This window comes from Granulosicoccus sp. 3-233, from assembly GCF_052681095.1.
On sequence record NZ_JBQYLE010000007.1, the window covers coordinates 1 to 25,888 of the forward strand.

The 25,888-nt window shown below is 51.9% G+C and carries 22 protein-coding genes; 3 read left to right on the plus strand and 19 right to left on the minus strand.

The features are described 5' to 3' along the window. Positions 1–38: 38 nt before the first annotated feature. From tnpC to ACUNV4_RS18010, 14 genes are all read right to left on the minus strand, one after another. Positions 39–818: an IS66 family transposase gene (tnpC, locus tag ACUNV4_RS17945; RefSeq protein WP_430879971.1), complete on the minus strand. Its 780-nt coding sequence runs from the start codon at positions 816–818 to the stop codon at positions 39–41. Positions 819–903: 85 nt separating this feature from the next. After that, positions 904–2,595 carry a hypothetical protein gene (locus ACUNV4_RS17950; RefSeq protein WP_430879972.1) on the minus strand — a complete coding sequence of 564 codons (1,692 nt, stop codon included), beginning with the start codon at positions 2,593–2,595 and terminating at the stop codon, positions 904–906. A 99-nt stretch (positions 2,596–2,694) separates the two neighbouring features. Continuing rightward, a complete protein-coding gene (locus ACUNV4_RS17955) occupies positions 2,695–3,633 on the minus strand; it encodes a hypothetical protein (RefSeq protein WP_430879973.1) in 939 nt (312 codons plus the stop codon). A gap of 23 nt (positions 3,634–3,656) precedes the next feature. Further along, a complete protein-coding gene (locus ACUNV4_RS17960; RefSeq protein WP_430879974.1) occupies positions 3,657–5,261 on the minus strand; it encodes a fibronectin type III domain-containing protein in 1,605 nt (534 codons plus the stop codon). A 480-nt stretch (positions 5,262–5,741) separates the two neighbouring features. Beyond that, complete coding sequence (locus tag ACUNV4_RS17965) at positions 5,742–6,680, minus strand: LysR family transcriptional regulator (RefSeq protein ID WP_430879975.1); 939 nt, start codon at positions 6,678–6,680, stop codon at positions 5,742–5,744. Between the two features lie 66 nt (positions 6,681–6,746). Next, positions 6,747–6,866, minus strand: coding sequence for a hypothetical protein (locus ACUNV4_RS17970; RefSeq protein ID WP_430879976.1), 120 nt, complete (start codon positions 6,864–6,866; stop codon positions 6,747–6,749). Beyond that, a complete protein-coding gene (locus ACUNV4_RS17975; protein WP_430879977.1) occupies positions 6,821–7,324 on the minus strand; it encodes a recombinase family protein in 504 nt (167 codons plus the stop codon). The genes ACUNV4_RS17970 and ACUNV4_RS17975 overlap by 46 nt, the downstream gene beginning before the upstream one ends. A 550-nt stretch (positions 7,325–7,874) precedes the next feature. Further along, positions 7,875–9,215, minus strand: coding sequence for an IS1380 family transposase (locus tag ACUNV4_RS17980; RefSeq protein ID WP_430879978.1), 1,341 nt, complete (start codon positions 9,213–9,215; stop codon positions 7,875–7,877). A gap of 98 nt (positions 9,216–9,313) precedes the next feature. After that, positions 9,314–9,970 (minus strand): hypothetical protein, encoded by a 657-nt coding sequence (locus ACUNV4_RS17985; RefSeq protein ID WP_430879979.1) that lies wholly within the window; start codon positions 9,968–9,970, stop codon positions 9,314–9,316. A 39-nt stretch (positions 9,971–10,009) separates the two neighbouring features. Beyond that, a complete protein-coding gene (locus tag ACUNV4_RS17990; RefSeq protein WP_430879980.1) occupies positions 10,010–11,014 on the minus strand; it encodes a TRAP transporter substrate-binding protein in 1,005 nt (334 codons plus the stop codon). A gap of 311 nt (positions 11,015–11,325) precedes the next feature. Further along, a complete protein-coding gene (locus ACUNV4_RS17995) occupies positions 11,326–12,930 on the minus strand; it encodes a DUF4041 domain-containing protein (RefSeq protein ID WP_430879981.1) in 1,605 nt (534 codons plus the stop codon). 1 nt (position 12,931) lies between these two features. Next, positions 12,932–13,327 (minus strand): hypothetical protein, encoded by a 396-nt coding sequence (locus ACUNV4_RS18000; RefSeq protein WP_430879982.1) that lies wholly within the window; start codon positions 13,325–13,327, stop codon positions 12,932–12,934. A 287-nt stretch (positions 13,328–13,614) separates the two neighbouring features. Then, positions 13,615–15,225 (minus strand): hypothetical protein, encoded by a 1,611-nt coding sequence (locus ACUNV4_RS18005; RefSeq protein ID WP_430879983.1) that lies wholly within the window; start codon positions 15,223–15,225, stop codon positions 13,615–13,617. Positions 15,226–15,423: 198 nt separating this feature from the next. Then, positions 15,424–17,034, minus strand: a complete 1,611-nt coding sequence (locus tag ACUNV4_RS18010) for a hypothetical protein (RefSeq protein WP_430879984.1) — start codon at positions 17,032–17,034, stop codon at positions 15,424–15,426. Between the two features lie 273 nt (positions 17,035–17,307). Here ACUNV4_RS18010 and ACUNV4_RS18015 point away from each other — a divergent pair, with 273 nt between their 5' ends. Further along, entirely contained in the window at positions 17,308–17,943 is a 636-nt protein-coding gene (locus ACUNV4_RS18015; protein ID WP_430879985.1) for a hypothetical protein, read from the plus strand. Positions 17,944–18,015: 72 nt separating this feature from the next. Here the strand turns inward: ACUNV4_RS18015 and ACUNV4_RS18020 are convergent, their stop codons facing one another. Further along, positions 18,016–18,966 carry a class II glutamine amidotransferase gene (locus tag ACUNV4_RS18020; RefSeq protein ID WP_430879986.1) on the minus strand — a complete coding sequence of 317 codons (951 nt, stop codon included), beginning with the start codon at positions 18,964–18,966 and terminating at the stop codon, positions 18,016–18,018. 452 nt (positions 18,967–19,418) lie between these two features. On the opposite strand from ACUNV4_RS18020, the gene ACUNV4_RS18025 reads away from it, so the two are divergent. Next, a complete protein-coding gene (locus ACUNV4_RS18025) occupies positions 19,419–20,585 on the plus strand; it encodes a Bcr/CflA family efflux MFS transporter (RefSeq protein ID WP_430880304.1) in 1,167 nt (388 codons plus the stop codon). A 41-nt stretch (positions 20,586–20,626) separates the two neighbouring features. Here the strand turns inward: ACUNV4_RS18025 and ACUNV4_RS18030 are convergent, their stop codons facing one another. Then, positions 20,627–21,592, minus strand: a complete 966-nt coding sequence (locus ACUNV4_RS18030; RefSeq protein WP_430879987.1) for a hypothetical protein — start codon at positions 21,590–21,592, stop codon at positions 20,627–20,629. A gap of 343 nt (positions 21,593–21,935) precedes the next feature. Between ACUNV4_RS18030 and ACUNV4_RS18035 the strand changes: the two genes are divergently transcribed. Further along, a complete protein-coding gene (locus ACUNV4_RS18035; protein ID WP_430879988.1) occupies positions 21,936–23,837 on the plus strand; it encodes a hypothetical protein in 1,902 nt (633 codons plus the stop codon). Between the two features lie 192 nt (positions 23,838–24,029). On the opposite strand, the gene rpmE is transcribed toward ACUNV4_RS18035, so the two are convergent. The 3 genes from rpmE to ACUNV4_RS18050 form a co-directional block, all read right to left on the minus strand. Then, positions 24,030–24,236 carry a 50S ribosomal protein L31 gene (gene rpmE / locus ACUNV4_RS18040; RefSeq protein WP_430879989.1) on the minus strand — a complete coding sequence of 69 codons (207 nt, stop codon included), beginning with the start codon at positions 24,234–24,236 and terminating at the stop codon, positions 24,030–24,032. Positions 24,237–24,268: 32 nt separating this feature from the next. Beyond that, positions 24,269–25,024 carry an SDR family NAD(P)-dependent oxidoreductase gene (locus ACUNV4_RS18045; protein ID WP_430879990.1) on the minus strand — a complete coding sequence of 252 codons (756 nt, stop codon included), beginning with the start codon at positions 25,022–25,024 and terminating at the stop codon, positions 24,269–24,271. Between the two features lie 227 nt (positions 25,025–25,251). Continuing rightward, entirely contained in the window at positions 25,252–25,821 is a 570-nt protein-coding gene (locus ACUNV4_RS18050; protein ID WP_430879991.1) for a TetR/AcrR family transcriptional regulator, read from the minus strand. Between the last annotated feature and the right edge of the window lie 67 nt (positions 25,822–25,888).

A 25,888-nucleotide genomic window follows, 5' to 3' on the forward strand; every position in this document is an offset into this window, starting at 1 on the left:
GGTTGAGTTTACTGTGGGCGCAATAAACTGGCGGGATCTTAGTGCTGAGTAAGACTGATGGCCGGGAATCGCTGACTATGGGCGAGCAACAAAAGCCGGCGCCCAACCTTGCCACCATTGCCTACGCGCCCAGCGATGTCAGTGAATTTACGAATCAGATGCGGCCAACATAACTGACGTCGACTTTCAGGTACGCGGTTATAGCCTGCATAATCATCGGTTACCACATAACCGATGAATTCCCCTAACAGCGTATCCGCTGCCTCTTTACCGCGTGAAGCCTGAGTTAGAAAATAGCAGGCTTGCAGTGTGACTAATGACCATAACCAGCGACACTCGGTTCCATGGAAATGCCTGGTTTCATCCGCTTGCACGACCGGTTGGCTGCGAACGTAAGTGCCGATTTGCCGATACGGATCGCCTAAAGCTGCCGTGGCTTTTGCCTGGGCCTGAGAGATTGCACCCAGGCTGAAACTCAACTGCCAGTGCTCGTACAGATAATCCTGAATGTTGCGTATCGATAAATGGTAGCGCCCGGATAAATGGGCGATTAACGCCACCAGGTTCGGTCCCATCTGACCAGCCGGCACGCTATCGGGGGTCTGCGCACAATGATATTTACCACAACCGCGACACTGTCCGCCGAAGAGCTGGTGTTCGATCACAGAAAAGCGCACCTCCGGGATATCAAACACCTGATGGCGACAGCGAGGATCGGATTCTATCGCCACCGATCCACCACAACCACGGTTCAGCTGTGTCAATATCCTTCGGCGGTAGTCCTCGTCATCAATTCTACGTTCCGGGGAATAACCCATGATGATCCTCTGCTCGCCCTCTCTATGACTTTAATAGTGCCTCAAAACTGAAGCTCCAACTATCTTGACAGAGGGGGAGAGTGAGCTACCTATCGATCGCACACTCACTGGAATCAATATGATTTATCTCAGCACATGGCAGAATATTTTCAGCAGACCACGGTACTGTAAATGAAGTTACAGTATCGAGAGACTCAATCAGTGCTGTAAATGTATCGGGATCTCCATTGTTCGCATCGATTACTAGTTTGCTTTGATCCTCAGCAACTATTTCTAACTGACCCATTGCGTAGGTTGAAATCTTGTTATCAGAAGAGCGTGTTAGATCGGTAAAGTCTTGAGCAGTTGATAATGTGAATACACCGTTCGTGCTAAGCCCACTATTCACAGTGATATTAAAAATGCCAGTTATCGCTTGCGTTTGCGAGACCACCGAAACGGATGTTTCCATATTCGAGATATTATCTTGACTATCCTCAGTAATAAACACGTACTCTGAAGCAAGAAAACGACTTGTTGAAACAGCAGTGTTAAATGAATCGAATTTCTCGACACTTATTCTAACCTGATCATCAGCAGACCCAACAGCCTCATAGCCATCCCATCGTTCAGATAATAAAAGCCCAAAGGTTTGACTACTTGTGAAATTACCACCGTACGTTACGCCATTGGTAAGGCAGTCTTTTAAACTTATTGTATTAGATGCCGCAGCGCCTCCTACTTCATCCACAGTCTCGTACGTGCCTCCGCCATTGCATGCGTATGATTCTTCTACTTTGATGCCGTCGCTAGATTCGCTGACTAGCGTTACATTGTCATCATATTTCATGCTTTCAAAAGCGGGATCGTAAAAGCCTGCATACAGCCTTATAACCATTTGCTCAAGAATTGATTGATAGCTTGTAGCATTAATGACACCGCCCTGACTATTGCCTCGAACTTCAACCTCATTAAAGCGCTCGCCTGTAGAGTGGTTGATAACCAGATACGATCCCGGTTCGACTGCGCAGGAGCTTCCGCCGTTGCAGAGTGTTTCGCTACCGTCGGCAGTCTGCACCTGATACCAACCATTATCAGGCCATGTGATCGTATTGTCGTTTACTGTAATATCAGAAGGAGATACTGAGCCACTGACCTCTATTCCGCGAAAACGCTCACCGGTAGAGTGGTTGATAACTAGGTACGATCCCGGATCGACTGTGCAGGAGCTTCCGCCGTTACAGAGTGTTTCGCTACCGTCGGCAGTCTGCACCTGATACCAACCATTATCAGGCCATGTAATCGTATTGTCGTTTACTGTAATATCAGAAGGAGATACTGAGCCACTGACCTCTATTCCGCGAAAACGCTCATCGGTAGAGTGGTTGATAACTAGGTACGATCCCGGATCGACTGTGCAGGAGCTTCCGCCGTTACAGAGTGTTTCGCTACCGTCGGCAGTCTGCACCTGATACCATCCATTATCAGGCCATGTAATCGTACTGCCGCTTACTGTAATATCAGAAGGAGATACTGAGCCACTGACTTCTATTCCGAGAAAACGCTCACCTGTAGAATGGTTAATAACCAGATACGATCCCGGTTCGACTGCGCAGGAGCTTCCGCCGTTACAAAGTGTTTCGCTACCGTCAGCAGTCTGAACCTGATACCAACCATTATCAGGCCATGTAATCGTATTGCCGTTAACTGTGACAGTCGCATGTAAGCTACTGCATAAACCAAACATATAGGTAAATACTAGTAGTCTACTGTATTTTTTAGCTTTGACTGTTTTCACACAATCAATCCTGTCATGCGATACTGTAAAGATACACATAATTATCGTTTTCATGAATTATAAATACTTGTAGTTTGAACTCTGTCTACTCATTTTGGTTTAAAACACGTTGTATCTGAGTGGTATACTTTTTGAAATGCACTCATTGACAGCTCTATCGATGTTTGAAAAATCTATCTCAGTTCGATCTATGGCACTTCTTTCAGGCCAGCCGCTTTCGGCTCGTATGTCGCTAGTAGAGTCTGAAGTTCGATCATTAAGCGTTAATCTCCCAGAGCTGACATCTCTGGTGTTTCCGTCTACGACAACGGGTTTTTCAGTTGTCACTTGAATAGCAGCAGTCGAGGCAGATGCATTTAATGCAAATGAGGCTCGCAATTTGGACTTGTCGGAGGTTCTATCTCCCCATTCTACTGTAGCTATAAATGATGAAACGCCATAGTCTATGCCTTTTGGCAAAGACTTTTTCATTTCTTTAAACTTATATGTTTTGGTTCCATCGTATGCAGCATTAAAATAATGATCTGAAAATTCATTGACATAGCTAGCTCCAGAAAAGGAAACAGAAGTGCCGTCACTCGATTCTGATGTCATAAATAGGTCAGCTATTTCATAGTATTTTGTAGGTACATTCACTACTGAGTAGCTACCAACGTAAGACTTGTTGTGAAGAACACAGTTTTCTACAATATTCACAGCCTCGTGGTGGCTTAAGAAGTACTCCAATTGCTTAGTTGTGATGCTTCCGCCACCTGGACAACTCACGCGTACCTCTCTTACACCATTTTTATTTGAAACATCACGCGTGGCAAGTTGGTTACTCTCTATGCCGGCACTGAACCTTTCTATTGTCTGAAGATCAATGATTAGATCTATAAAATCAGGCGCTGCAAGCGTTTGTAATACCACTGCGTCTCTGGGGGAAATGCCATCTACATCGCAAATTGTATTTCTAAATTGCTGTCCGAACGCTGGGGTGGTAGTACAGACCACTGCAATAATAAATGCCAGTCTGTTCGAGTATTTTTGATCGATCATCAATGCTCTCCACTAAAGGTATTTCAGTTTGTAGTTAATTGAACGGTCGCTACTTGAGAACTGGCCCCTTGGTCGTCAATTGCTACAATCGAGAAATCATAGGATGTCGCGCCTTGCAGCCCAGTTATATATGCACTTTGAACGTAATCACGTTTTACTTCGGTTGATGTTGTTTCGTTCATAACAAGGTATTCAATAACACTACCATCGGAGTCTGTCGAATGATTCCAGAACAACTCCAGCGCAGAGCTTGAGTAAACAGCGCCAGTGAAATTACCCGGAATAGTAGGCGGCGAATTACCGCCTCCTCCGCCACTACCCCCACAAGGTACTGCTTGAACATTCCCTCCGGAGTGAGGTCCAAGTTCTATGCAAGCGACCGGAGACGATTGAGAGTTGACATCAACTGCCGATACTTCGAACGTATATTCCTGACTCGGTGATAGGTCTGTCATCCACCAGCTTTCACCGTTGCCTGAATACCCAAGCGACCCATTACGAGTTACTTCATAGTGATCCAATCCTGCACCAGCATTGGAAGGTGGATCCCACGCTATTTCCGCTGCGGTGTTGGAGTATCGAGTGCCAGCGACATTTCTGGGAACAGTGATTCCATTTCCACCGTTACCATTGTCATCAAAACTCCAAACTTTTACATAGTCGACCACCACATGATCCCTACCCGTAAGTCCAAAGTCTTCGGTACCGTCTTGGTTCTTTTTGCCAAGTTCAGCTAAATTACGAGCTATAGCTGCATTTTCGCCCTGAATACCTGGATCGTATGAGACATTGGAGCTTTGCCTCTGATCAAACACTCCAGAATTTATTTCTCTGGTCAACAGTAGATAGTGAGGAACGGTAGGTACATTCGTTGTATCTTCTACTACCGGGTATCCATCCAAGAACCAAACTAGTTTGCTGCTACTCCAATACAGTCCGATTTTATGCCACCCATCGGTTAACAAGCCACCAGGAAAACTGGATGTAGTTGTAACTTCTGTGCCTGTCCCACCACTATTTGAGTTTCCACCGCCAGAATAACTAATACCTGTAGGGCGATCCGCATTGTCTAGTGTATTGTTACTGTTTCCTGTTCCTCCATTGCTTATTGGATTACCAAGCACCTTCATATACAGAGTATTTTCAGTGCTAGCAGGGGCCGCTTCGTATTCGTAAATATCAATCTCCACGCCATTTGAAGGATTTGAATCGTAGGCAATATTGCCGCCGATCACATCACCATTTGCGTCGTAGTCCGCTGGCATTAACCAAAACGAATGACGGTGTCCTCCCATAGACATATTTTCAAAATTGACTTTTATTTCGAAGTAATGTCCTGGGCCCCATCTGTGTTGGGGTGTAGTGAGTGGCTGTCTATTTTGATCAGACACAAACCCATGTGTTGTGAGAAAAGAGGTGTAGGCCCTGAAATTGCCGTAATTTACATCTTCAGGACCATCTGGTTCCGAGTATGTTTCATCTCGCTCTGGGTCGGTAACTGAGTAATCAACAATTCCTCTTTGAATCAGCGCGTCTTCAGGATATGTCCAAGTATCAATGTATGACGTCTCACCCAAATGATTGTTGTACCAAGCAGACCATCTTCGTCCATCCTTGGTTGGATACACGTTAGATGTCTTGTGTTCCCCGGTTTGCATCGTTTCGTGGCGCCAATTACCGTTTCCGACTATACTCCCGCCTGAAAATCCATCATCCCATGCAAGAGAAAACTGTGGGCTCCCTACTATTGAAGGATCGTCAATACATGGTGTCGTATTGCTCGTGCACGCCAGAGATATTGTTGGAAATGCTAGCAGGAAGAATAACATGTATCTCATCATCTCAAAGCTCACGGGTTTTTTAGGGACAAATAATCGCTGCAATGGAAACTACGCTATCTGCATAGGCCTTCATACATAGTCACCAAAAAAGTAAGGTGGTTAGGTTTTCAGGCCAGTAATTTCACTGACTGATCAATGATTTTGCGAATCAGCGGAAGAATGGCAATGCTCGGGATGCAAAGCTGCTTTGCAGGAAATGCAATTGCATTCAACGCAACGCGGCTTTGCATTTTCTGCAATAGCCTAAACAATTGAAGATAAAAGAGATTAGCGAATACTCATAACTTTTTTCTGAGAAAATACTCGGATGCCAGGTGTTGCTTTGAGCGTTGACGAAATATGTTCGACAAATGTTCCAATGCGAATACTTCGGTAGCGTTCAGGTAAAAATACGGCATTGATGGACAGTGATCGTGGTTGCCACTCTGGTAGTATTTTAGTTAATCGACCAGTTTGGAGGTCGTCGTTTACATACCAATGAGGTAGCACACCAAATCCTAATCCATTGATTATCGAAGTGTGCATGGCAAAGAAGTTGTTGGTGGATAGCACAACATCGGGATAAATATATCGAGCTTGCTGGCTCTTCATCGAAGTCAGTTGGATCTGTCCCCCGTCTATGGGATCGAGTGCTACGCAGGGTAGCTTTTCTACACAAGCTGCATTTTTGATCGACTTGCTTCTAACTAACTCTGGGGCAGCGACTAAAGTGCGTTGCGTTATTGCAAGTTTTCGGCAATCTAGTGATGAATCATCATGGTCACCAAGGCGAATCCAGAGGTCACATCCGGTTTCGGAGAACTTTACCGATTCATCTCTTAAGATCCAAGTTAATCGCATTTCAGGATATAGCTTCTGAAACTCGACCGTAGATTCAGTCAGCACATGTTGCCCTAAGCCTATAGGAGCAATGACTTTGAGTGCGCCAGACATGGATTGTTCTGCACCACGGTATCTATCCTCCATGCGATGCCAACGATTGAGAAGATCCGTAGCCTCAGAGAGAAAACGATGACCGGTTTCGGTGAGCGCGAACTCATGCGAGTCGCGCTGGATCAACGACTGCTTGATGTGCTTTTCGAGTTTCTTGATCTTACGACTTATTGTTGATGGTTCAACGCCAAGTTCTTTGGCAGCTTGTGAGAATGAGCCGTTTTCTGCAGTACGTGCGAAGACTTCAAATAAATCAAACTTGTCGGTAGACATTAAGCATTGTTCCCAGACTCCTTACCGGCCGCCATTAGCATGAGGAATAGCAATGACAATGACTTGTCATGCTCTGTGTTTGGCTTCCTGCCTTGCCGATGCCCGAATGTACGCGTGAAGCGTCGGTTTGGAGATCTGCATCATTGAACAGATCGTTGCAATCGGCGTTTCCCCTTCTTGATACAACTGAACAGCGAGCTTACGTTTATCTTTGCTGAGAGCTTTGGGTCGACCACCTTTTTACCGCGAGCTCTCGCAGCGGCAAGACCGGCCTCTGTGCGATCCCGAATAAGATTGCGTTCGAATTCTACCAGTGCACCGAACAGATGAAACGTGAGCTTTCCCGCGGAGCTACTGGTGTCGATGGACTCATGCAAGCTGATAAGGCCAACACTACGTTCATCAAGATAACTAACCCAGGCAATGAGGTCTTTTAGCGTCCGTCCCAGACGATCCAGTCGCCAGACGACCAACACATCGCCCTTTCGCAGTTGCTCACGGACTTTCTCAAGACCAGGTCGAAAAGCGGTGACACCACTGACTTCATCCTCGATCACAACCTCGCATCCCGCCGATGTCAAAGCATCTCGTTGGAAGTCGAGATTCTGATCGACGGTCGACACTCTGGCGTAACCGATTTTCATTGCCGTACACCTCTGCAACAAGTAACGAAAGCCGTTGAAAAAACGTCTAGCTTGCCATTTGAAGAATCCAGCGCAGCACCTTTCCCTCGACCCACAGGACCATCCTCAACGTTCCAACACGCCAGCAAGACTATAATTCATGAGGTATCGATTTTTCAACGAGGTAGATCAGTGTCAGCCGGTAATTTTACTTTGGGCACTGTATGCCGTTCGTTTGACACATGAGTGTTAGGCGGATCATGAGTAGTGGACCCCAAAAACTGTACAGCGACCTGAGTGCCTCTCCAAGTTATGCAGCCTTCCTGCCTGCGGTTTCAGTGTATACCGTATCGGGGGTTTGATTGTCCAATGATTGATGACGGCGTTCAGTGTTGTAGAAGTTGAAATACTCACCTAGCCTGAAAATTTCGTCACACTGAACAAAACGGTAGTGTTGCTTCGGCTTGATCAGTTGTCGCGATTTTGTACCTTGTCAGTACCGTTCGGCAATCCAATAAACACAGGCCCCCTTTCCCCCAGTCGGCAGGCGGGTCGTTCCACTGGTCTATGACTATGTGGCCTGAAGCCGTTGAAGGGCGAGTAGAAAGTTGGATTTCTCCAGGGATGCACTGCTGAGTCGAAGCTCGATCCGGCGCGTGTTTCTCAACACCACTGCACCGATGTTGATTAAGCGTTGACGCAGGGTCCACACTTGGGCTTTGGCCAGCGTTGTGCCTGCCAAGCCAATTTGCCTGACGCTTTGCCAGAGCACGTAGGCCAATGATGAGAACATGACCCGAAGCTGATTGCTCCACCAGGCAGAACAACTGGTTCTGTCTGCGAACAAGCCCATCTGCAGCTCCTTGTGGCGGTTCTCCATGGTGCCTCTTTCACAATACACCTGGCTATAGAGTTGCTCGGCATCGCCTGGCAGGTCTGTGACGATGAATCGTTGATTGGCACCGATGGCGTTGCGTTCGAGCTTGGCAACAATCCGTCGACTTCGACGCCAACTGCCGGCCTGGTAGTCGATATTCAGGAAGTGCTTGATCGATGGCAAATCCACGTCGTGATAGTCAAGCCAGTGCCAGCCATTTTCCAGTGTGTCTACGGTTGTCTGGCACTCGCGCAGCAGAACCTCATTGCTTCGGTAACCAATGATGTAGCGAACATCATGACGTTCACACCAGCTCAACAGCAAGGGGCGGTAGAAACCGGCATCGCCTCGGAATACGATATTGACCTTGGGCCAATGGGCCCGGAGTCCTTTGACCAATAACGACAATACGGCTGCAGAGTGATAGGAATCAGTACGATTGACAGGGCGCAGATAACTCACCAGCAAATGATTCCCGCAGTACACATACAGCGGCAGGAAAGCATATCCGCCGTAGTGGCTGCTATAGCTTCGACCTTCCTGGCCGCCAAAAACTCTATCATCGGTGCCATCAAAATCCAGTACCAGAGATTTTGGCGGCCGGTCGTGCGAATCAATGAATTGCTGCAGTATCAACTCATGCATCTGAAACACCATTGTTCTTGCTTCAGAAGACGACAATTGACTGGCTACTGCTTCCATTCGACACAAGGTCGGCGCACTACCCATCGGCGCCATAACACCAACAGCACTTTGTAACGCGGCATCATGACGTAACTGCTGGTGATCATTCAGATCGGCAAAGCCTGCAGCAATGCCATAGACGCGCTGACGAAACAACGCCTCCCACTGGTGTGTTATGGCCGTTCGATCGCGCGGATCGGGCAGCAATCTGGAAGCGGCCTTGCACAAGCCGAGGCGATCGTCGGCGGCCCGTAACAGTTCGACGCCACCGATGCCGCTGACATCGCCACCGTCAAAGTTGATATGAAGGGAGCGTTTTTTTACCTTGCGGTTCAGGGTACAATTTGTCACTGGCGGAGTGTGTCTGTGTTTGATTGTAAAGCTTTGGTAGGCCTACAATTTTAGCGGCACTCCGCCACCTCTGCGCGAAATTTTCAGGCTAGGAGAATCTAATCACACGCAAATTCGAACCACGCTCCCTTAGGGTCAGTAAAAAAACGATCCTCGTCATACACCGTAAAACTACATTTTGCCATTTCTTTGAGGTTTTCTTCCAAAAATTCTGCATAGATTGTTGCTGAAATTACTCGATTTTCACTTACGAGTTTGAAGAACTTCGTCCACTCTAGGCTGGAGACAGATTCGTCGCAATGCTTTGACGAGTTTTCTTTGGCAACAACATTTAGGGGATGGTAATGCGTATCGTGAGCGAGAACCTCACCGCTTTTTACCTCTCTCGGTAGATTTGCTTCACCGTTTACGTCTTCAAATTCGAAATTCCTTTCATCGCCTGACCAAACACCTGTTTCCTTCCACTCAAGGATTATCGTGCAACCACCAACTTCAACGTCCATATTCTCCCAAATAAGAGCGTCGGATTTATTCCCTCGATTGGTATTCAAATAGCCGTTCGATTTGGCAGCCTTGACAACAACCTCGCCAGAATCAAATTCATGCTTCGCAATGATCAACCACTTGTTGTCTATGTATTCAGTTCTAGGCTCTGAAAAAAAAGCAAAAAATACTCCGCCTACTGCAATCAAAGATAAGATTAAAGAGGGTATTGATAACACATCAATTTCACGCTTGAGCGTCCAACCGTTCATGAGACCAAAACTCTGCCACTTCGCCTTTTCATCTGAATATTACTCGCATTTTGGCTTTGGGCGCGGTGCTGTACCTGCACACTCTGGACAAAATGCGTCAACGGATGACAAAACATCTTCATTTACAAGTTGATCCCATCCGCTCGAAGCTATTCTCCGGAAATTCTTATAGCTATCATCAGACAAAAACCAGATAGTCATACCATTTGTCTGAGCTTCCTCGAGGCTAGAAACCTGTTTCTCGCAGCCTCTTTTTTTCCTATCACTTCCACTTAATTTTCCTGCATCAAGTACTATTTCTCTAGTCTCGTCGTCCATCGAATCTAATATCATTCTAGAAATAATGAGAAAACTAGCGTCGTACGAATGGTTTGTGAACGTAAGCGAGATTTCACGACCAGCTAAGCCATATACTTGTTCGGAAGAAATTGTTGTCTCAAAAGCTGAAAATTGACCAATGTTAAACTGGCTCCATAAATCCTTCCAACCAACCGCCGAGGTAGAAAATCCAATGCTATTGGATAGCGATTCAAGCCCACTAGCATTCATGACCCTAACTTCTCGCCGGGCTAGATCTCTGGCCTCTGTTACTGGACTATCAGAGTAAATCTGGGCTGGTTTTTCTGACCAGAATGTTATTGGAACGAGTCCGTTCTCAGTAAGCGGCTCAATAACTTGAGCACTCGATTCGCTCATCATAAAGTCATGCAGTATTTCGGAGTCTCGGAATAAGAATGGGACCTGAAACAAATACATACTATCGCCGAATTGATGCAATTGATTTGTTGGTACTATCGATAATTCTAACAGGCCATTCGAAAGTGCAGTCACGGCATCGGAAGACTCATAAAGCGAAGAAGACGGAAATAATTCAACGCAAGTTTCCCCATCCGTCCTATCTTCGACTACACTCTCAAAAAGTTCAGCGCTCGCTAAATCATCTGGATCGTTGGAAGGTACGTTCAACTTTAAAGTATTCTCACAGGCGTGACCCGGCAGCGCAGTCAAAAGAAGAAAAGCTGACAAGTAAAATGAGTAATGCATTTGATAATCCTCTCTGATTTATAAAAAGTAGGAATCGACGCTGATCTGCGAACGCAATCTAAGCCACAAACGACTTACCGAACAATCGTTAAGAGCTGCTGCAAAAACTATTCTGACCGAGAGGGCCACCCAACGGCTAATGCGACAGGTTTATGCACCAAATAGAGAACGCCAGCTCCAATACTGATACCAGACTTAACAAAAACCCAATCATTTCATGCTTCGAACTTCAGAAATTGGCCGAAAGCAGTCCAAGAAATAAATATCGGAAACTGAAATCGGCAGATTACATTCACATTCTAATAACTAATTCAGACCTCCCCCTCAATCACCCTATTCCTCAACCGCATAGCCTCTGAATAATCATCATCCTCAAACCCTTCTCGCTTCAACACAACTGGCTCATCCATCAGTCCGTTGATCGCCTCTTCAATCTGATTCAGTTCCACGCGGAAGAATTCCTTCCGGTTATTGACTACGTTCACGCGTTTATCATCAAAATGCTGATGCAGCTCGTTCTCCATCCTGGGAGCATCTTCCGAGTAGATGATGCCGTGCACATCGAATGAAAATGGCACGCTGGCATCTCCCAGTTCCTTCACTCGGTCCATCGGATCGAGCCTGCGTGTCAAGCCTATCTTGTAAACACCCTTGCCGAATGAGCCTTCATTGCTGATCACGTAAATGAATCCACAGCGTGTCTGTTGTGCCATGCTCATCGCGCGCTGCTCGTTCTGGCGGGCACCTTCCAGCATTTCCTCTAGATACCGGATTCGCTCCTGCTGTTCCAGTGTCTGCTCTTCTGTCGCGCCGGAGATCTCTTCTCGCGCTTTCTCCAGCATCTGCTGGTAGGCCTTTTCTTCTTCCTGCGCCTTTTTCAGCGCAGCATCGTATTCACGCTGAGCCTTGCGCTCCTCTCTCAACTGCTCCCGTTGCTGCCGCTGTTCTTCTGCTTCCTCTCTGGCCTTGTACTTGTCCTGATAGATGAGCGTGCATTCGCGTAGCTTGGATTCCACATACTCAAGGGATATTCCAAAACGCTGGTCGTTCATCAGCTTTTCGAGGTCATGAGCCAACTTGCCAACGCGCTCAACGGTTCGAGCGTAATTGGAGTGTCTGATCGTTGCGAACAGCTTGTCGCACTCCAAATTGAATGACCTGATCAGCAGCTTTCCGTGCCGGGACGCCTGTGCTCGCTCGGAGGCATCCTTCAATACATCCATCCCCGTCAGTTCTTTCTTTTCGCTGATCAAGGCTCTTTGAAAGTCTCTCTCTCGCTTGATCTCTATCTTGAATCGATCACTGCTCTGATGCAGATATTCAGGCTCCTGATAATGTGCATAGGCCACCAGACTGTTCTGGCGATCATACAGGTCAAGCTCCAGCCTGAGACTTTGCAACTGCCGCTCCGCGCGCACCAGCTCCTCGGATTTCTCGGCAACTTTCCCCTGCAGATTCGCATAATGCTCATGCAGCGGTCCGGTGTTATCGAGAACACTCACGATATCCGAATGCCGGGATTCGAGCCGCTCGACATCGTCTTGCAAAGCTGCCTGCCGCTGTTGCAGCTCTTCGTAGACGGGGCGCATCTCGGCCGCTCGTTGCGAAATGGCACAGACCTCCGCATTCAACTGCTGTAGATCACTAGTCGCCCGCCGCCTGTCGTGTGCCGTTTCTTCCTGCCAGGCCAGAAATCCGGATTGCCGCTCCTCGAACTCGTTATCAAGCTCTACCAGCGACCGGTATACCCGGTTATAGCCGTGTCGAAACCGGTGATTGCGATATCGACTGACGCAATAACAGGCGAGTAGAAAGACGATCAGACCGCCTAGCGCAATCAGAAGATGTGTAGCGGGAACACGTAGATAACCATCCACCATCCCCCACCTGGGAAAATTTTCCAGTAGCCATTCCATGCTACTCAACCACCGAATCGATATAGCGCTTGCACAAGCTGTCGCGAGCCTTCACTCGCCGTTCCAGTGCTTGCTTACCTGCTGCAATGACAGCCTGGCGTGCGGCCTTGTCCCTGGCCTTCTGGCGCGCGATTTGTTCCTTTTCCTTCAGCGTCCGGCTACGCGCTTGTCTCTCCTGCTCCCTCAGTTCGGCAACTCGCTGCCGTTCCAGAGTCGCTTCTGCTTTCAGCTGCGCAGTGCGTTGTCGCTTTTCTTCACGCGCGACTTCACGTTCATGGCGCGCCTGCGCTGCAGCGGCCTTGCGTTCTTGCCGTTCACGCTCTCGCGCAGCTCGTCTTTGAGCCTTGTCGACTTCCTTCAACGCCTTGATGACAAGGCGACCAAAACTCCTTGCCATGGTCGCATCCTGCAAATCCAGTAATAAACATGATCAGCGAACCACGACACCAGTCGGTTGAGTTTCTTTCAAACCGAAGACGCTCGCCTGTCTACCCTGCAATATATCAGACAGCTTTCGTCAAAATCCACTCGAATAACCTCCCCTTTATATGAGTGGGTTTATCCGTGGTCCCGTCGGCTCACAACTCGATGATCATCGCTTGCCACATCGATCAATGACAGCGGAACCTCTCAATCGAGCTGACCATCAGCGCTACTCCTTCTTACTTCGGTTAGTAGCCTCCATCACCCCAGCGGCGGCATCAACACACACTGCTCCCGTTCCAGGTTCTGATGCCAGAGGGTGTTGGCAAGATCGCAGCCATTGACATCCCAACGACGAATCTCGGATACCGTCACGCCATCCACGGTGGACACCAGCTGGTAGGTCTCCGGATCGCCCGTACCGGCCAGCACTTCGAGCGTATCACCCGTGTCGCTGACAATACGCAGGCGACCGCTGTCGAACCAGGGTGCTTCTTCGCCACGGCCATCGAATACCGCGTCAATGTCGAGCGTCTGCCCATCGGTCCAACTGGCACTCACCGTAAACGTGGAATTCAGGCGATTCAAGGAATGCCAACCCGTTTCGGGGTCGAACCGATTGAAGCGATGATCCCAGTCTCTGACTGTCACTTCGACATCCCCGTCGGTGCAATCGTACTGCCCGTTTTCAATCCGCAGATAGCGACGCACGGTATAACGGTCGCTCGTACCGATCTGACGATGCGAGGTGTTGTCCTGAATCGAGGAGGCCGTCATCGTTTCACGAACATCTCCCTGCTCGACAACCAGTGCATCGTACGCGCCGCGATAACCTGTCCAGGTATTACCGCCATAATCAAAGCCGTCGTACTGATTGGTGTATGTGCCGAACCCTGACAACAGTCGATACCCCGGAATATTGCAGTCACTCACATTGAAGCCATGCCTGTAATAGGCGTGATAACCGAACTCGACTCGATGCTCGACACTGCCTCCATCGACGCAGCCTCGACGGTACAGCACATCTGACTCATACGTGGAATTACTACTGCCTTCCAGAAACTCCTCCGAGATGTAGTTGCCTGCCGAGGTGCGGTTGAGAAAGCGCAAGGTACCCTGATGCTCGGTCAATCCGTTATTGCGCATCAGGACAGTGAGCTGCTGAAGAAGACCGCCAGCACGGTCGAGCGACAGCAAGGCATCATCGCCAGGCTCGCTCGGATTGCCATCGCCACCCTCACCATCGCCGGCTGCCAGTGTCAACGCGCTTGGCGCCGAACTCGTGCCAGCCGCATTGCGTGCAACCAGCGTGACCTGCAACTGACCCGATTCATCGCGATAGGCCGTTTCGTCGCCGATGAAAAAGCTGGTGCCATCGGTACTGCCAACGGCCTCGCCATTGATCTCCACATCGTACTGGTAGGCTTGTCCCTGGACACGATCCCAGAAGAGCTCGAACGCCTGCGAGGAATAACGACTACTGCGTAGACCGCCTGGGGCTGCCAGTGCTGCCGAGTTGAAGGGCGGTGTTGCCGAACCGGTGTCGATACTTGCACTGACGCTTGACGAACGCTCGCCGCTACTGCTGATGGAGGCAATGGTGAATTCGTTTGCGGTGCCAGGCTGCAGGTCCGCGATGAACAGACTCAGAGCATCGCGTGTGTCAAGTACTTCACCATTACGGGTGATCTCGTATCCGCTGACATGACCATTATCGGTACTGGCACGATCCCAGAACAGTTCAGCGGCCGTGTGAGAATAGACGGCATATCGAAGGTTGCCGGGGGCCGTGGTGTCTGCCTGCGCTCCGGTTGCCAGCAAAACGCCGGTGGCAAGAAAAGCGCCCTGCACGAGTCGTCCTGAATTCTTCATCCTTTTCCTCCGTTTGCGGTTGGTCCAGCGACTTCAGAAAATCATTCTATTGCGTGGACCATGCGCTGACTTGGTAATAATGGCCACGGCAACTCAGACAGGTATCATCGAAATCCACTCGTATGACTGCCCCTTTTTGCTTGAGCAGGCCTATCTGAAGGCTCAGCAATACAGAGTGGACCGTACGGCAGAACCTGATCACCCAAGCGGAGGCATCAGCACACACTGTTCCCGCTCAAGGTCTTGCTGCCAATAGGTGTTGACCAGCTCACAGCCGTTGACATCCCAGCGACGAATCTCGGATACCGTCACGCCATTCACGGTGGACACCAGCTGATAGGTCTCCGGGTCGCCCGTGCCAGCCAGCACTTCAAGCGTGTCACCCGTGTCGCTGACAATGCGCAGACGACCGCTGTCGAACCAGGGGGCTTCCTCGCCGCGCCCATCGAACACCGCGTCGATTTCAAGCGTCTGCCCGTCAGTCCAGCCTGCGCTGACGGTGAAGGTGGCATTCAGACGATTGAAAGCATGCAGCGCCGTTTCCGGGTCGAATCGGTTGAAGCGAAGATTCCAGTCACGCACCATCAATTCGTCTTCACCCTGTTGGTAGTCGTATTCCCCGTTTTCGATGCGCAAATAGCGACGCACGTTATAAAGATCGCTGGAACTGATCTGTCCCAGCGAGGTGTTGTCCTGAACCAAGGAGGCCGTCATCGTCTCACGGGTATCTCCGTGCTCCATAACCAGTGCATCGTACGCCCCGGAACTACCTGTCCAGACATTACCCGCATAATTGAAACCATCGTACGCATTGGTGTATGTGCCGTACCCGGAAACAAACCGATTATCCGGAACCTGGCAATCGTTCATGATGAAGCCGTGTCTGTAAAAGCCGTGATAAGCGTATTCAACGCGGTGCTCGACGCTGCCACCGTCAACACATTCACGTCGATACAGCGTATCGGACGAGTAGTAATAGTTACTGGTGCCTTCCAGAAACTCTTCCGAAATGAAGTTACCTGCTCCAATACTGTTGAGGACGCGCAGGGTGTCCTGATGTTCGACAAGACCATTACTGCGCACCAATTCGGTGAGTTGCTGAAGAAGAGCGCCAGCACGTTCGAGCGACAACAAGGCATCATCGCCAGGCTCGCTCGGATTGCCATCGCCACCCTCACCATCGCCGGCTGCCAGTGTCAACGCGCTTGGCGCCGAACTCGTGCCAGCTGCATTGCGTGCCACCAGCGAAACCTGCAACTGACCCGATCCATCGCGATAGGTTGTTTCATCACCGACGAAGAAGCTGGTGCCATCGGTACTGCCAACGGCCTCGCCATTGATCTCCACATCATATTGGTAGGCTTGTCCCTGAACACGATCCCAGAAGAGCTCGAACGCCTGCGAGGAATAACGACTACTGCGTAGACCGCCTGGGGCTGCCAGTGCTGCCGAGTTGAAGGGCGGTGTTGCCGAACCGGTGTCGATACTTGCACTGACGCTTGACGAGCGCTCGCCGCTACTGCTGATGGAAGTAATGGTGAATTCGTTCACGGTGCCGGGCTGAAGATCCGCGATGAACAGACTCAGACCATCGCGTGTATCGAGTACCTCGCCATTGCGAGTGATCTCGTAACCGCTGACATGACCATTATCGGTACTGGCGCGATCCCAGAACAGTTCAGCGGCCGTGTGCGAATAGACAGAATAACGAAGATTGCCGGGGGCCGTGGTGTCTGCCAGCGCGCCGGTTGACAGCAAGATGCCCGTGGCAAGAGAAACGCCCTGCACAACTCGTCCCGATTCCTTCATCCTTTTCACCCGTTTGCGGTTGGTCAAGCAAATTCAGATAATCATTATATTGCATGAATCAACGGCGGGCCTGGTAATAGTGGCGAGGTTAACCGAGAGTCGTTGCTCGAAGATATTCTGATAACGTTGAGCTGCGACAAGGATTCCATCGAGCCCTCCCACCGCCAGAGACGGCATGAACTGCAACGGCAGTCTATCCGGACGTCATTCGTTCATGATGACGCATAACAATCGTCTTCAATCGAACACCATGAACGGTGTCCATCAGAATCCATGGGCAGAATCGGAATACTGGCATACGGCTCCCTGATAGAAGATCCGGGAATCGAACTCGGACCGCTGATTGTCAACCGAGTCGTCGATGTGAAAACACCTTTCAACATCGAATTTGCGCGATCGAGCCGAACCCGCGATGGCGCTCCAACGGTGGTGCCTGTGGTTGGCTTCGGTGCGGCGGTAATGGGTGTGGTTCTGGTCCTCGATGAATCCATTGATATCGAGCTTGCACGAGACCTGCTGTGGCGAAGAGAAACCCGAAGCGAAGGCTCGAACCGGCATTACCGGCATGCCAAGCGCCCGGTATCGAACCAGATCGTGGTTGCGCAGGTTGAGGACTTTCACAATGTGGATACCGTCCTGTACACCAGCATTACGTCCAACATCCCGAACCCAACGCCACCAATACTGGCCCGCCTGGCCATCAACAGCGCCGCTGGATATGCCGGTTCAATGGGGCGGGACGGCATAAGCTATCTGATTTCGTTGAAAAGACAGCTTATCGAAACCCCTCTGATGACCGACTACGAAGCTGAAATCCTGAAACTACTCGGCGCATCTTCCCTGCGCGGTGCACTGCAGCATGTACGAGAAATCGCCACCACCGGACAGGCACCACCCACGATTTTCTGAATGTTCTAGACGATCGCACTGTGATGAGCCATGGGACGGCAGCAATCCTAACCGCACTCCGGCGTCACCCATTCACAGGTTCAGCTTGCGCACCTGTTTCGACACTCTCCCGTCCTTCTTTTCGAGAAAGACAATCTCGCCAAACTCGATATTCAACCAGTCGTCAGCCTCTTCAGTCAAAGGCTCCGAGGCAAAGATCGCGGAGGTGGCCTCGTCGTCCGGGCACATATCCACCCTGTAGGAGTCTTTGTGCTCCTGAAAATTGCAACCCGTCAACAGGTACATCGGCTCCAGCAGCATCGACAGGGCATGGTCATCTGTTCCCGGTCCCGATTTTCGCAGCTCTCTCCAGTCCGCCGCCATCTCGGTTTCTCCGTTGTGCCCCAAACCGTAATTGATACCGATGATTCTATCGGGCCTGACCAGAGCAATCTTCAGCTTGGTCAGAGCCACCAGGTCATGCTTTTTCATCGACTGGAGAATGACGTCCAGCATATCCTCGAATGCCGATTGAATGCCGTCGTCGCTATCATTCTCGATCAGTGACAGCAACAGCACATACAGGAATTCCGTATCGGTGGTGCCTCGCATCTGCTCGAGATACTCGTTCTTGCAACGTGGCAGCAACTCTCTTTGCAGCACCTTCCAACCCGGCAGGGCACCGTTCTGGGCAATGATCCACGGGGTCTTCTTGAACGAAAACGGATGGCAATTCTCGTCCGCGATGACAGTAACCGAATCATAGGACGCAGCTCTCACATGAGCCAGCAGCGTACTGCTCTGCAGACTGGGAATGATGCCTTTGGCATTGTCATCGTAGAACGCCGCCATGGGGCGGCGGTAGAGCAATGGCTCTTCGGGTTTCAGCAGGTGTTCGCTCCACGCCCCGAACCCCCATCCCGCCAGTTGCAGAAGCGGGTGCAACTCCGGATCCAGGCTTTGATTGACCAGGCTGTTATCGGGTCCCAACAGCAGGCTTTCGATCGATATTTCCGGCCCGATATAGGCAAGCACTCGGCACATGCATTTCCCCAAGCTGTCGTATGAATGGAATTCGAATACAGTCGGTGAGAGGCATCGTTCACCCGGCAAGGACAAGCACATCGCCTTTGACCGGTCTTCAGTGAACAACGTCGACTGCATGCCTTCAGCCACCTGGCTGACTGCCAGCCTGACAATAGCGCAGACCGACCGCCAGCCCTTCCGCTTGTCGTATCTACTCGCTGGCAGAGATGACTGCGCGAGACATGGCATCTCCACTGGGACTTACCCCGACAACCCCGAATCTCATGACCAACAGACTCAGAAGGTTGTCCATGGACTCCCTCGCCGACAGGCGTCCTGCTGATAAACTCCAGCAGATCACCAACGAATCCGTGGTTGCGACGAGCGCTTGATGCGCCCTGCCGGCACCACACCGGGAGACAGCCATCCATACCGCACAGCCTGTACTGGGACGCAAGGGAACACTCCTCCTGCTGATCACTCTGGCAGCCTTGCCGCCGCTGACCATGGATCTCTACCTGCCCGCCCTGCCACAGATGGCCGAGACGTTCTCGACCAGTCGCAGCATGGTCAATCTGACGCTGGGCGCGTACATGGTGGCCTTTGCCATCGGCATGCTGTTCTGGGGGCCTCTGAGTGAGCGTTCCGGTCGCAAGCCCATCCTGTTCATTGCCCTGGGACTCTATATCGCCGCCAGCCTGCTGTGCACGCTGGCATTCAACATCAATAGCCTGATTGCCTTCAGGGTATTGCAAGGGTTTGCCGGTGGCGGGGTGACGGTCGTCGGCACCACGATCGTCAAGGACATGTTCGATGGCCGTGAGCGGGAACGGGTCATGGCCACGATCATGTCTCTGGTTCTGATAGCGCCGATGATCGCGCCAGTGCTGGGTGCCTTTCTGTTGAAGATTGCATCCTGGAGGGCGATGTTTGTTGCACTGGCAGTGTTCGGTTGCAGCGCAAGCGTACTCGTCACCCTGTATCGAGAAACCCTGAAAGAGAAGTCCACCGGCTCTCTGCCGAAAGCCTGGGGCCGATTGTTTGTCGTGTTGGCAAACCCGCGGTTCTGCTATCTGTTGCTGGTCTTTTCGCTGGTACCCATGTGCCTGATGTCTTTCCTCGGCATTGCCGCCTATGTCTACGTGGATGAATTCGGCATGTCGGAGCAGGCATTCAGTTTCCTGTTTGCCGCCAATGCCTGTTTTGCGATGATCGGGCCAACCCTCTACATGCGGTTGTCGCAAGTCATACCTGTTCGGCGACTCATACTGGGCAGCTTCATGGTGTTCATCGCCAGCGGTACAGCCATGCTGTTGTTCGGCCGACTGTCTCCCTGGTTCTTTGCCCCTCTGGCTGCCATATCGACCGTGTCGGTCATCCTGGTACGTGTACCCGGCGCGAACCTGCTGCTGGATCAGCAAACGCAGGACACCGGTTCCGCCGCCGCCCTCATTCAGTTCTGCGCAACCATCGCGGGCGCTACCGGCATTCAGATCGTGTCTGTCAATTCGCACGATCTCATTCGCAACTACGGCATTCTGCTGATCGTGATCGGCATCGCCTGTAGCGTGTTGTGGACACTGGTACAACACCGGACGTTCGTGGCCGACAAGCTGTTTCAGCCGTCGCGGGTGTAGCCGGCAGAGGCCTGGTATCGAGAAGCGATCGCGGCAGTGAGCTAGAGAGTCGCTGTCAACTTCTCGATGATCGAGCCCGACGCACCCACCAGCAACGGCGCCAATGCGCCGAGCGCGGTCAACAGTCGCTCTCGTGTGGTGTCACTCAGTAGCGTCTCCGGCAAGGAGGCATCGACTTGCAGCTCGCGCAGCTGCTGCCTGATCATCCAGCTGGCAGGGGCAAATATTGCCACCAGCGTGAGCGTGAATATCACCCCCCAGAACAGCGACAGGCTGTTCGAATAATGGCTCATCAGGGCCAGCGCATGTGGCTCCTGAATCAGACTGACAGGCAACTGATAGAACAGCATCATCGTGATCACGCTGGTCACCAGCACGAAGGCCGTCCCGCGAGAGGCCTGTTCCAGTTGATGAGCTCGCCTTTCCAGCTCCTGCTGAATGTCGTCACTGGCGACAATGGGGCGTGTGGCGACGCTGGTCACGGCAGCGGCGCTCGCAGCCGCCAGCAAACCGAACAGATACGGCAACAACGCCAGCCAGGCAAACGCACTGATGCCCTTCTCCGTACAGCTGCCCGGCAACAGGTGGGAGACCACGTCTCCGGCCACCAGCACCGAACAGATATTGCGATAGGTCAGCGTCAGCGCTCCCATCAGGCTCGGCACCCTGGCAATGAGGTTGACCGCGATCAGCAAGGTGATGATGCCAGCCAGGATCAGCAGCGCCTGTTGACGCGCCTTCGATGGCAAATGAAACGCCTGCACCATCATCATCGCAAAGACGGTCATGCAGGCAAACAGGTGAAACAGGCCAAAGGATATGAACGTCACCAGCCCCGGAAAGAAGCGCATGTCCAGATCATCCTGATAGAACGTGGGCAGCCCCGGCAGCTGGGAATTGATCGCGAGGTAATTGGAGACGTCGGCATCGCTGGCCCCACTGCCGGGGATCGGACCATTGATCAGGTCGAGTGCAAGAAACCCCGCAATCAGGGGGCTCAGTGGCAAGACAAGCCACAGGTAGGCGCTTCGCGTGTGAATGAGAACGCTCCATTACAAGCTCAGGACATGACTATTGCATGGAATCCACCCGACTTGCAGGATTTTTTGGCCCCTTCCCTTCACGCAGACAGGCTGCACCCGAACCGCGGAACGCAGCCGATGTGCAACTGATTCGTAGCGCCGAGCATGAACTGGCCAGTGGAAAATGCACACAGTCTCTACAGCGAACAAGAGAACCCATTTTTACCGCACGGCCTGTAACAAACTACCTGACAAACGGCCAGTCCGCAGGAATACACTGCGCGGTAGAAGCTGCCCTGTCTTGCAACCGAATCAAGGAGGTCCTGCAATGTACAAACTCACCTTCCGGCTCTGTACCGGTATCGCCCTGTTGGCTGGCAGCGGATCTGTCGTGGCTGACGATGTGTTCCAGGTGCTGGTGGAGAACCAGACCATGACCTGGGGCGCCAACACCTTTGGCTACATGCAGGTTCAGGACGCCACCACCTGGCAGACCCTGTGCGAGTATTCCGTGTACACCCTGCAGGACACGCCATCCGGTAACCGGGATGACACGAGCTGCACGGTAGACCCCGGCATCTACAACGTCATCAACCACACGACACGCCAGCGCATCCATGGAATCACGGTCGGCGATCTGGATGGGCTCTACACAGCGCCCAGGGTGGACACCATCGATGGCAGCTGGGTCCAGTACGACCCTTACCAGATCACTCAGGCCGATACCATCTACAGCGAACTGAACACCGTACCCTCGCCTGCCCAACTCAGCGCCCAGGTGTATTCGAGCACGGCAGTTGAATTGTTCTGGGATCGCTCGGATGTACCCGGGTTGCACTATGACATCTACCAGGCCGATCAGCTGATTGACCAAACAGAGGGCACCAGTCATTTTCTGAGTGGTCTGCCATCCGGTGAGCACCTGGCATTCACGGTCGTTGCCAGAGACGCCTCCGGCAGACAATCCACTGCCAGCACCATCATCGTAGAAACACCTGCGGACCCGAATACCGTCATTCCTCCGAGCACTCCGTCGGGGCTGCGTGCCGCGGTGTACTCCTCGAACTCACTGGAGCTGTTCTGGGACCGACAGGGACCGGGACAACAATTCCTGGTGTACGACAACAACAATGATGTTCTGACCAGAACCGATGGCACCAGCTACTTTGCCAGCGGCCTCCCCCTGCGAAACGAACATCTCTTTTCCGTTAGAGCCATCGATGATGCCGATCAGCTCTCCGACGCCGCCTCCATCATCGTCTCTGTCGACGATCCTTCTTCACCCTCTGCCATTACGCTGGACAACGCCGACAGCGTGCTCAAGGCAGTGGTCGAGATTGCCAATCGGGAACCTTTCGAGCAGGCGAGCGACCGCATGTCCCATGGTGTGGGTCCCGTACTGCAATCCGCCTACAACTTCTTCGCCGAAACCGAGCAGCCAGCCAACGGCTTGACCCTGATCGAGGGCACGGCCGGTGGCATTTCGAATGAAGGCTTCGGCGGTCTGAACGGTGGCGAATATGTCTGCAATGCCGGTGGCAGTGCAAACGCCTTGTCAGTCTTCGGGGGCGAGATCAGTCAGGGCTACAGAATCAGCCTGGACAAGTGTGTACTGCCTGACGGCACCTACAGTGGCACGGTCACCAGCTCTTCCGGCGGCCGCTCGGGGTATTTCGGCAGTCAGCATGAGAATACCGCAGTCACGCCGGTGGACGATACGCTCACCTATCAATACAGCGGATCGTACAACGGAACCTACAACCGTTATCAGGGCATTGGCACCGATACAATGACCGTCATCCTTTATTCCGAAGAATCAGCCGATGGCGTTCGTGTCATGAGAATCACGGATTTCGAGTCGGTATTCAACAGCCAGCTCAAGCGGGAGAACGGCTCCTTTCTCAACATTCTCTACGGCAGTATCGACGCCACGATCTCATTCGCCGCGGAGCTGCCCAGTGTCTCTACCGATACCCTGAGCGTCTTCATCGAGCTGGATTACAACCCTGACTCCGATGTCAACGAACCTGTCGGACTCTGGCATTCCGGTTCTCTATCCGTCACCGCCTCGGATGGCAGCTCCCTGCTGGCAAGCCTTGATGACACCGATGGGGACGGCACTGTCGAGAGCATTGTCCTCACGGTGGGCGATGACATGATCAACCGACCACTGGACGAGGGCTATCTGGTGTCCTGCCGAGTCGAGTCGTTTGAGGCTTGCAGTCCGTGATCGACCCATCAGACGGGTGTATCAGGGGCAGCAGCAGTCCTGGAACACCATGACTCGTGTTTCAGTGATGCGGTAGCCTGCTGCCTGGAATGGCAGGGCACCGGGAGCACCTTGCACCAACAGAGTCTGGCGTCCCCGGAAAAACCCGATGGACAGAGCGGACCGACCATACCGGCCCGCTCCGACCGACCACTACCTGACGCCATACCGCTCATGGAAGGCATCAACACGACTACCTGACACCGACGTCACCACTTTGCCCGTGTAAGCGGGATGGCAATTCGAGCAGACTTCAAGACTGGCGTGATCCGATCTGGTGGAGGCTGTCGAAATCTCTGTCCCGCAGTTGCCACAGGCAAAGACCGTGGGCTTCAGGACCGGATGTATATGCTTTTTCATGGCAGTTTTCTCGTTGTTGGTTTGAAACAGGATCAATTGCGACCTGCCATCACCCCACCATCCACGTTCAGGATGGATCCGGTGATCCAGGACGCCTCGTCGGACAGAAGAAACTGAACCGCTGCTGCCACCTCATCCGCTTTACCGATACGACCAATGGGGTGGAAGGCGTTGAAGCCTGCCAGCGCCTCGGCAACCTGCTCTTCGGGGATGAAGCTGTTGTACACCGGCGTTTCCACCACCGCCGGAGCTACCGCATTCGCCCTGATGTTCCTGTCACCCAACTCCATCGCCAGGTGCTGCGTGAACGCGTGCAGGCCTGCCTTGGCCATGGAATAGGCCGCTGAAGGCGTCGCCTTGATGGCCTGATGGGCCCACATGGAACCGACATTCACGATGGCACCCGGACGATCGGCATTGATGAGTTGCCTGACAATGGCCTGGGTCAGAAAATAGGTACCGCGATTGATATCGTGGTAGCTGTCGTAATCCTTACGTTCGGCATCTACAAACGGCTGCGGAATGAAGACGCCCGCATTGTTGACGAGGTAGCGAATGCCCGGAAAGTCGCTGTCCAGACGGCTTGTCAGCCGTTCGACATCAGCCACATCGCCCAGATCAGCCTGTACAAAACTGGCACCGCTGATGGTGCTGGCTGCCGCTTCCCCTTTCTGCGCATTGCGACCGATCAGTACGGTTCGCGCCCCGGCCTTGCTCAGACGCTCGGCAACGCGCAAGCCGATTCCGCTGGTACCACCCGTGATGACGACTGTTTCATTGTTGAACATGATTTTCTTCCTTTGTTGGCATCCTATTAGAAGGTAGGACAATGGATCAAATAAAAAGCGACCTTGCTGAAACGGCTCGATCGCAGACTTTCTCCTGATTCATCCTACTGAATGGTAGGCTGAACGGACGTACTGACACTCTCTGGCAGGACTTTTGACATTCACCTCAGACACCCAACTAGTAGGTAGGTTCAATCGGCAAATGAAAACCAATCGGTTAATGAAAACTATGACTTCAACTGAGAAACCAGTGTCTGCTTCAACTTCTTGAAGACAGCGTCATCTCCCATGGCGTTCGCCATCAGCAGACCCCCTTGCAACGCCGCCAGAAAGGCACTTGCCTGGGCAGGCGCCGAGCCGTCGAAGTTCAACTCTCCGGCACTCTTGCCAGCGGCCAGAACCTTGGTCAACCACTCCATGTGCTCCCGAAAAAAACCTTCCAGTGAAGGTTTCAGCTGCTCGGGCAACGCGCCGACATCCGATGCCATCATCCCTGCCAGACAAATGCAGTGATTGCTCAGGGTATTGGTATACAGCTGTGCATATCGCTGCAACCGTTCGACGCTTCCTGACACACTGGATTCGATGGAGTTCAGCTCGGCGATGAATGTCGCTCGGTATCGCTCGAGCAACTCGGTTTCCAGAGCGTGCTTGGTTGGAAAATGATGGTGAATACTGGCTTTTCTGATACCGACTTCTGCCGCAATATCGGCATAACTGAACCCGTTGAAACCACGAGCCTGCGCCAGCGCTTGCGCACTGTCCAGAATGAGATCTCTTGTCGGGTTGCTGTTCATGTGGCGAGATTACCTTCCTACTAGTAGGGTGTCAACACCATTTCGATGAAAACCCCTACCAGCACTC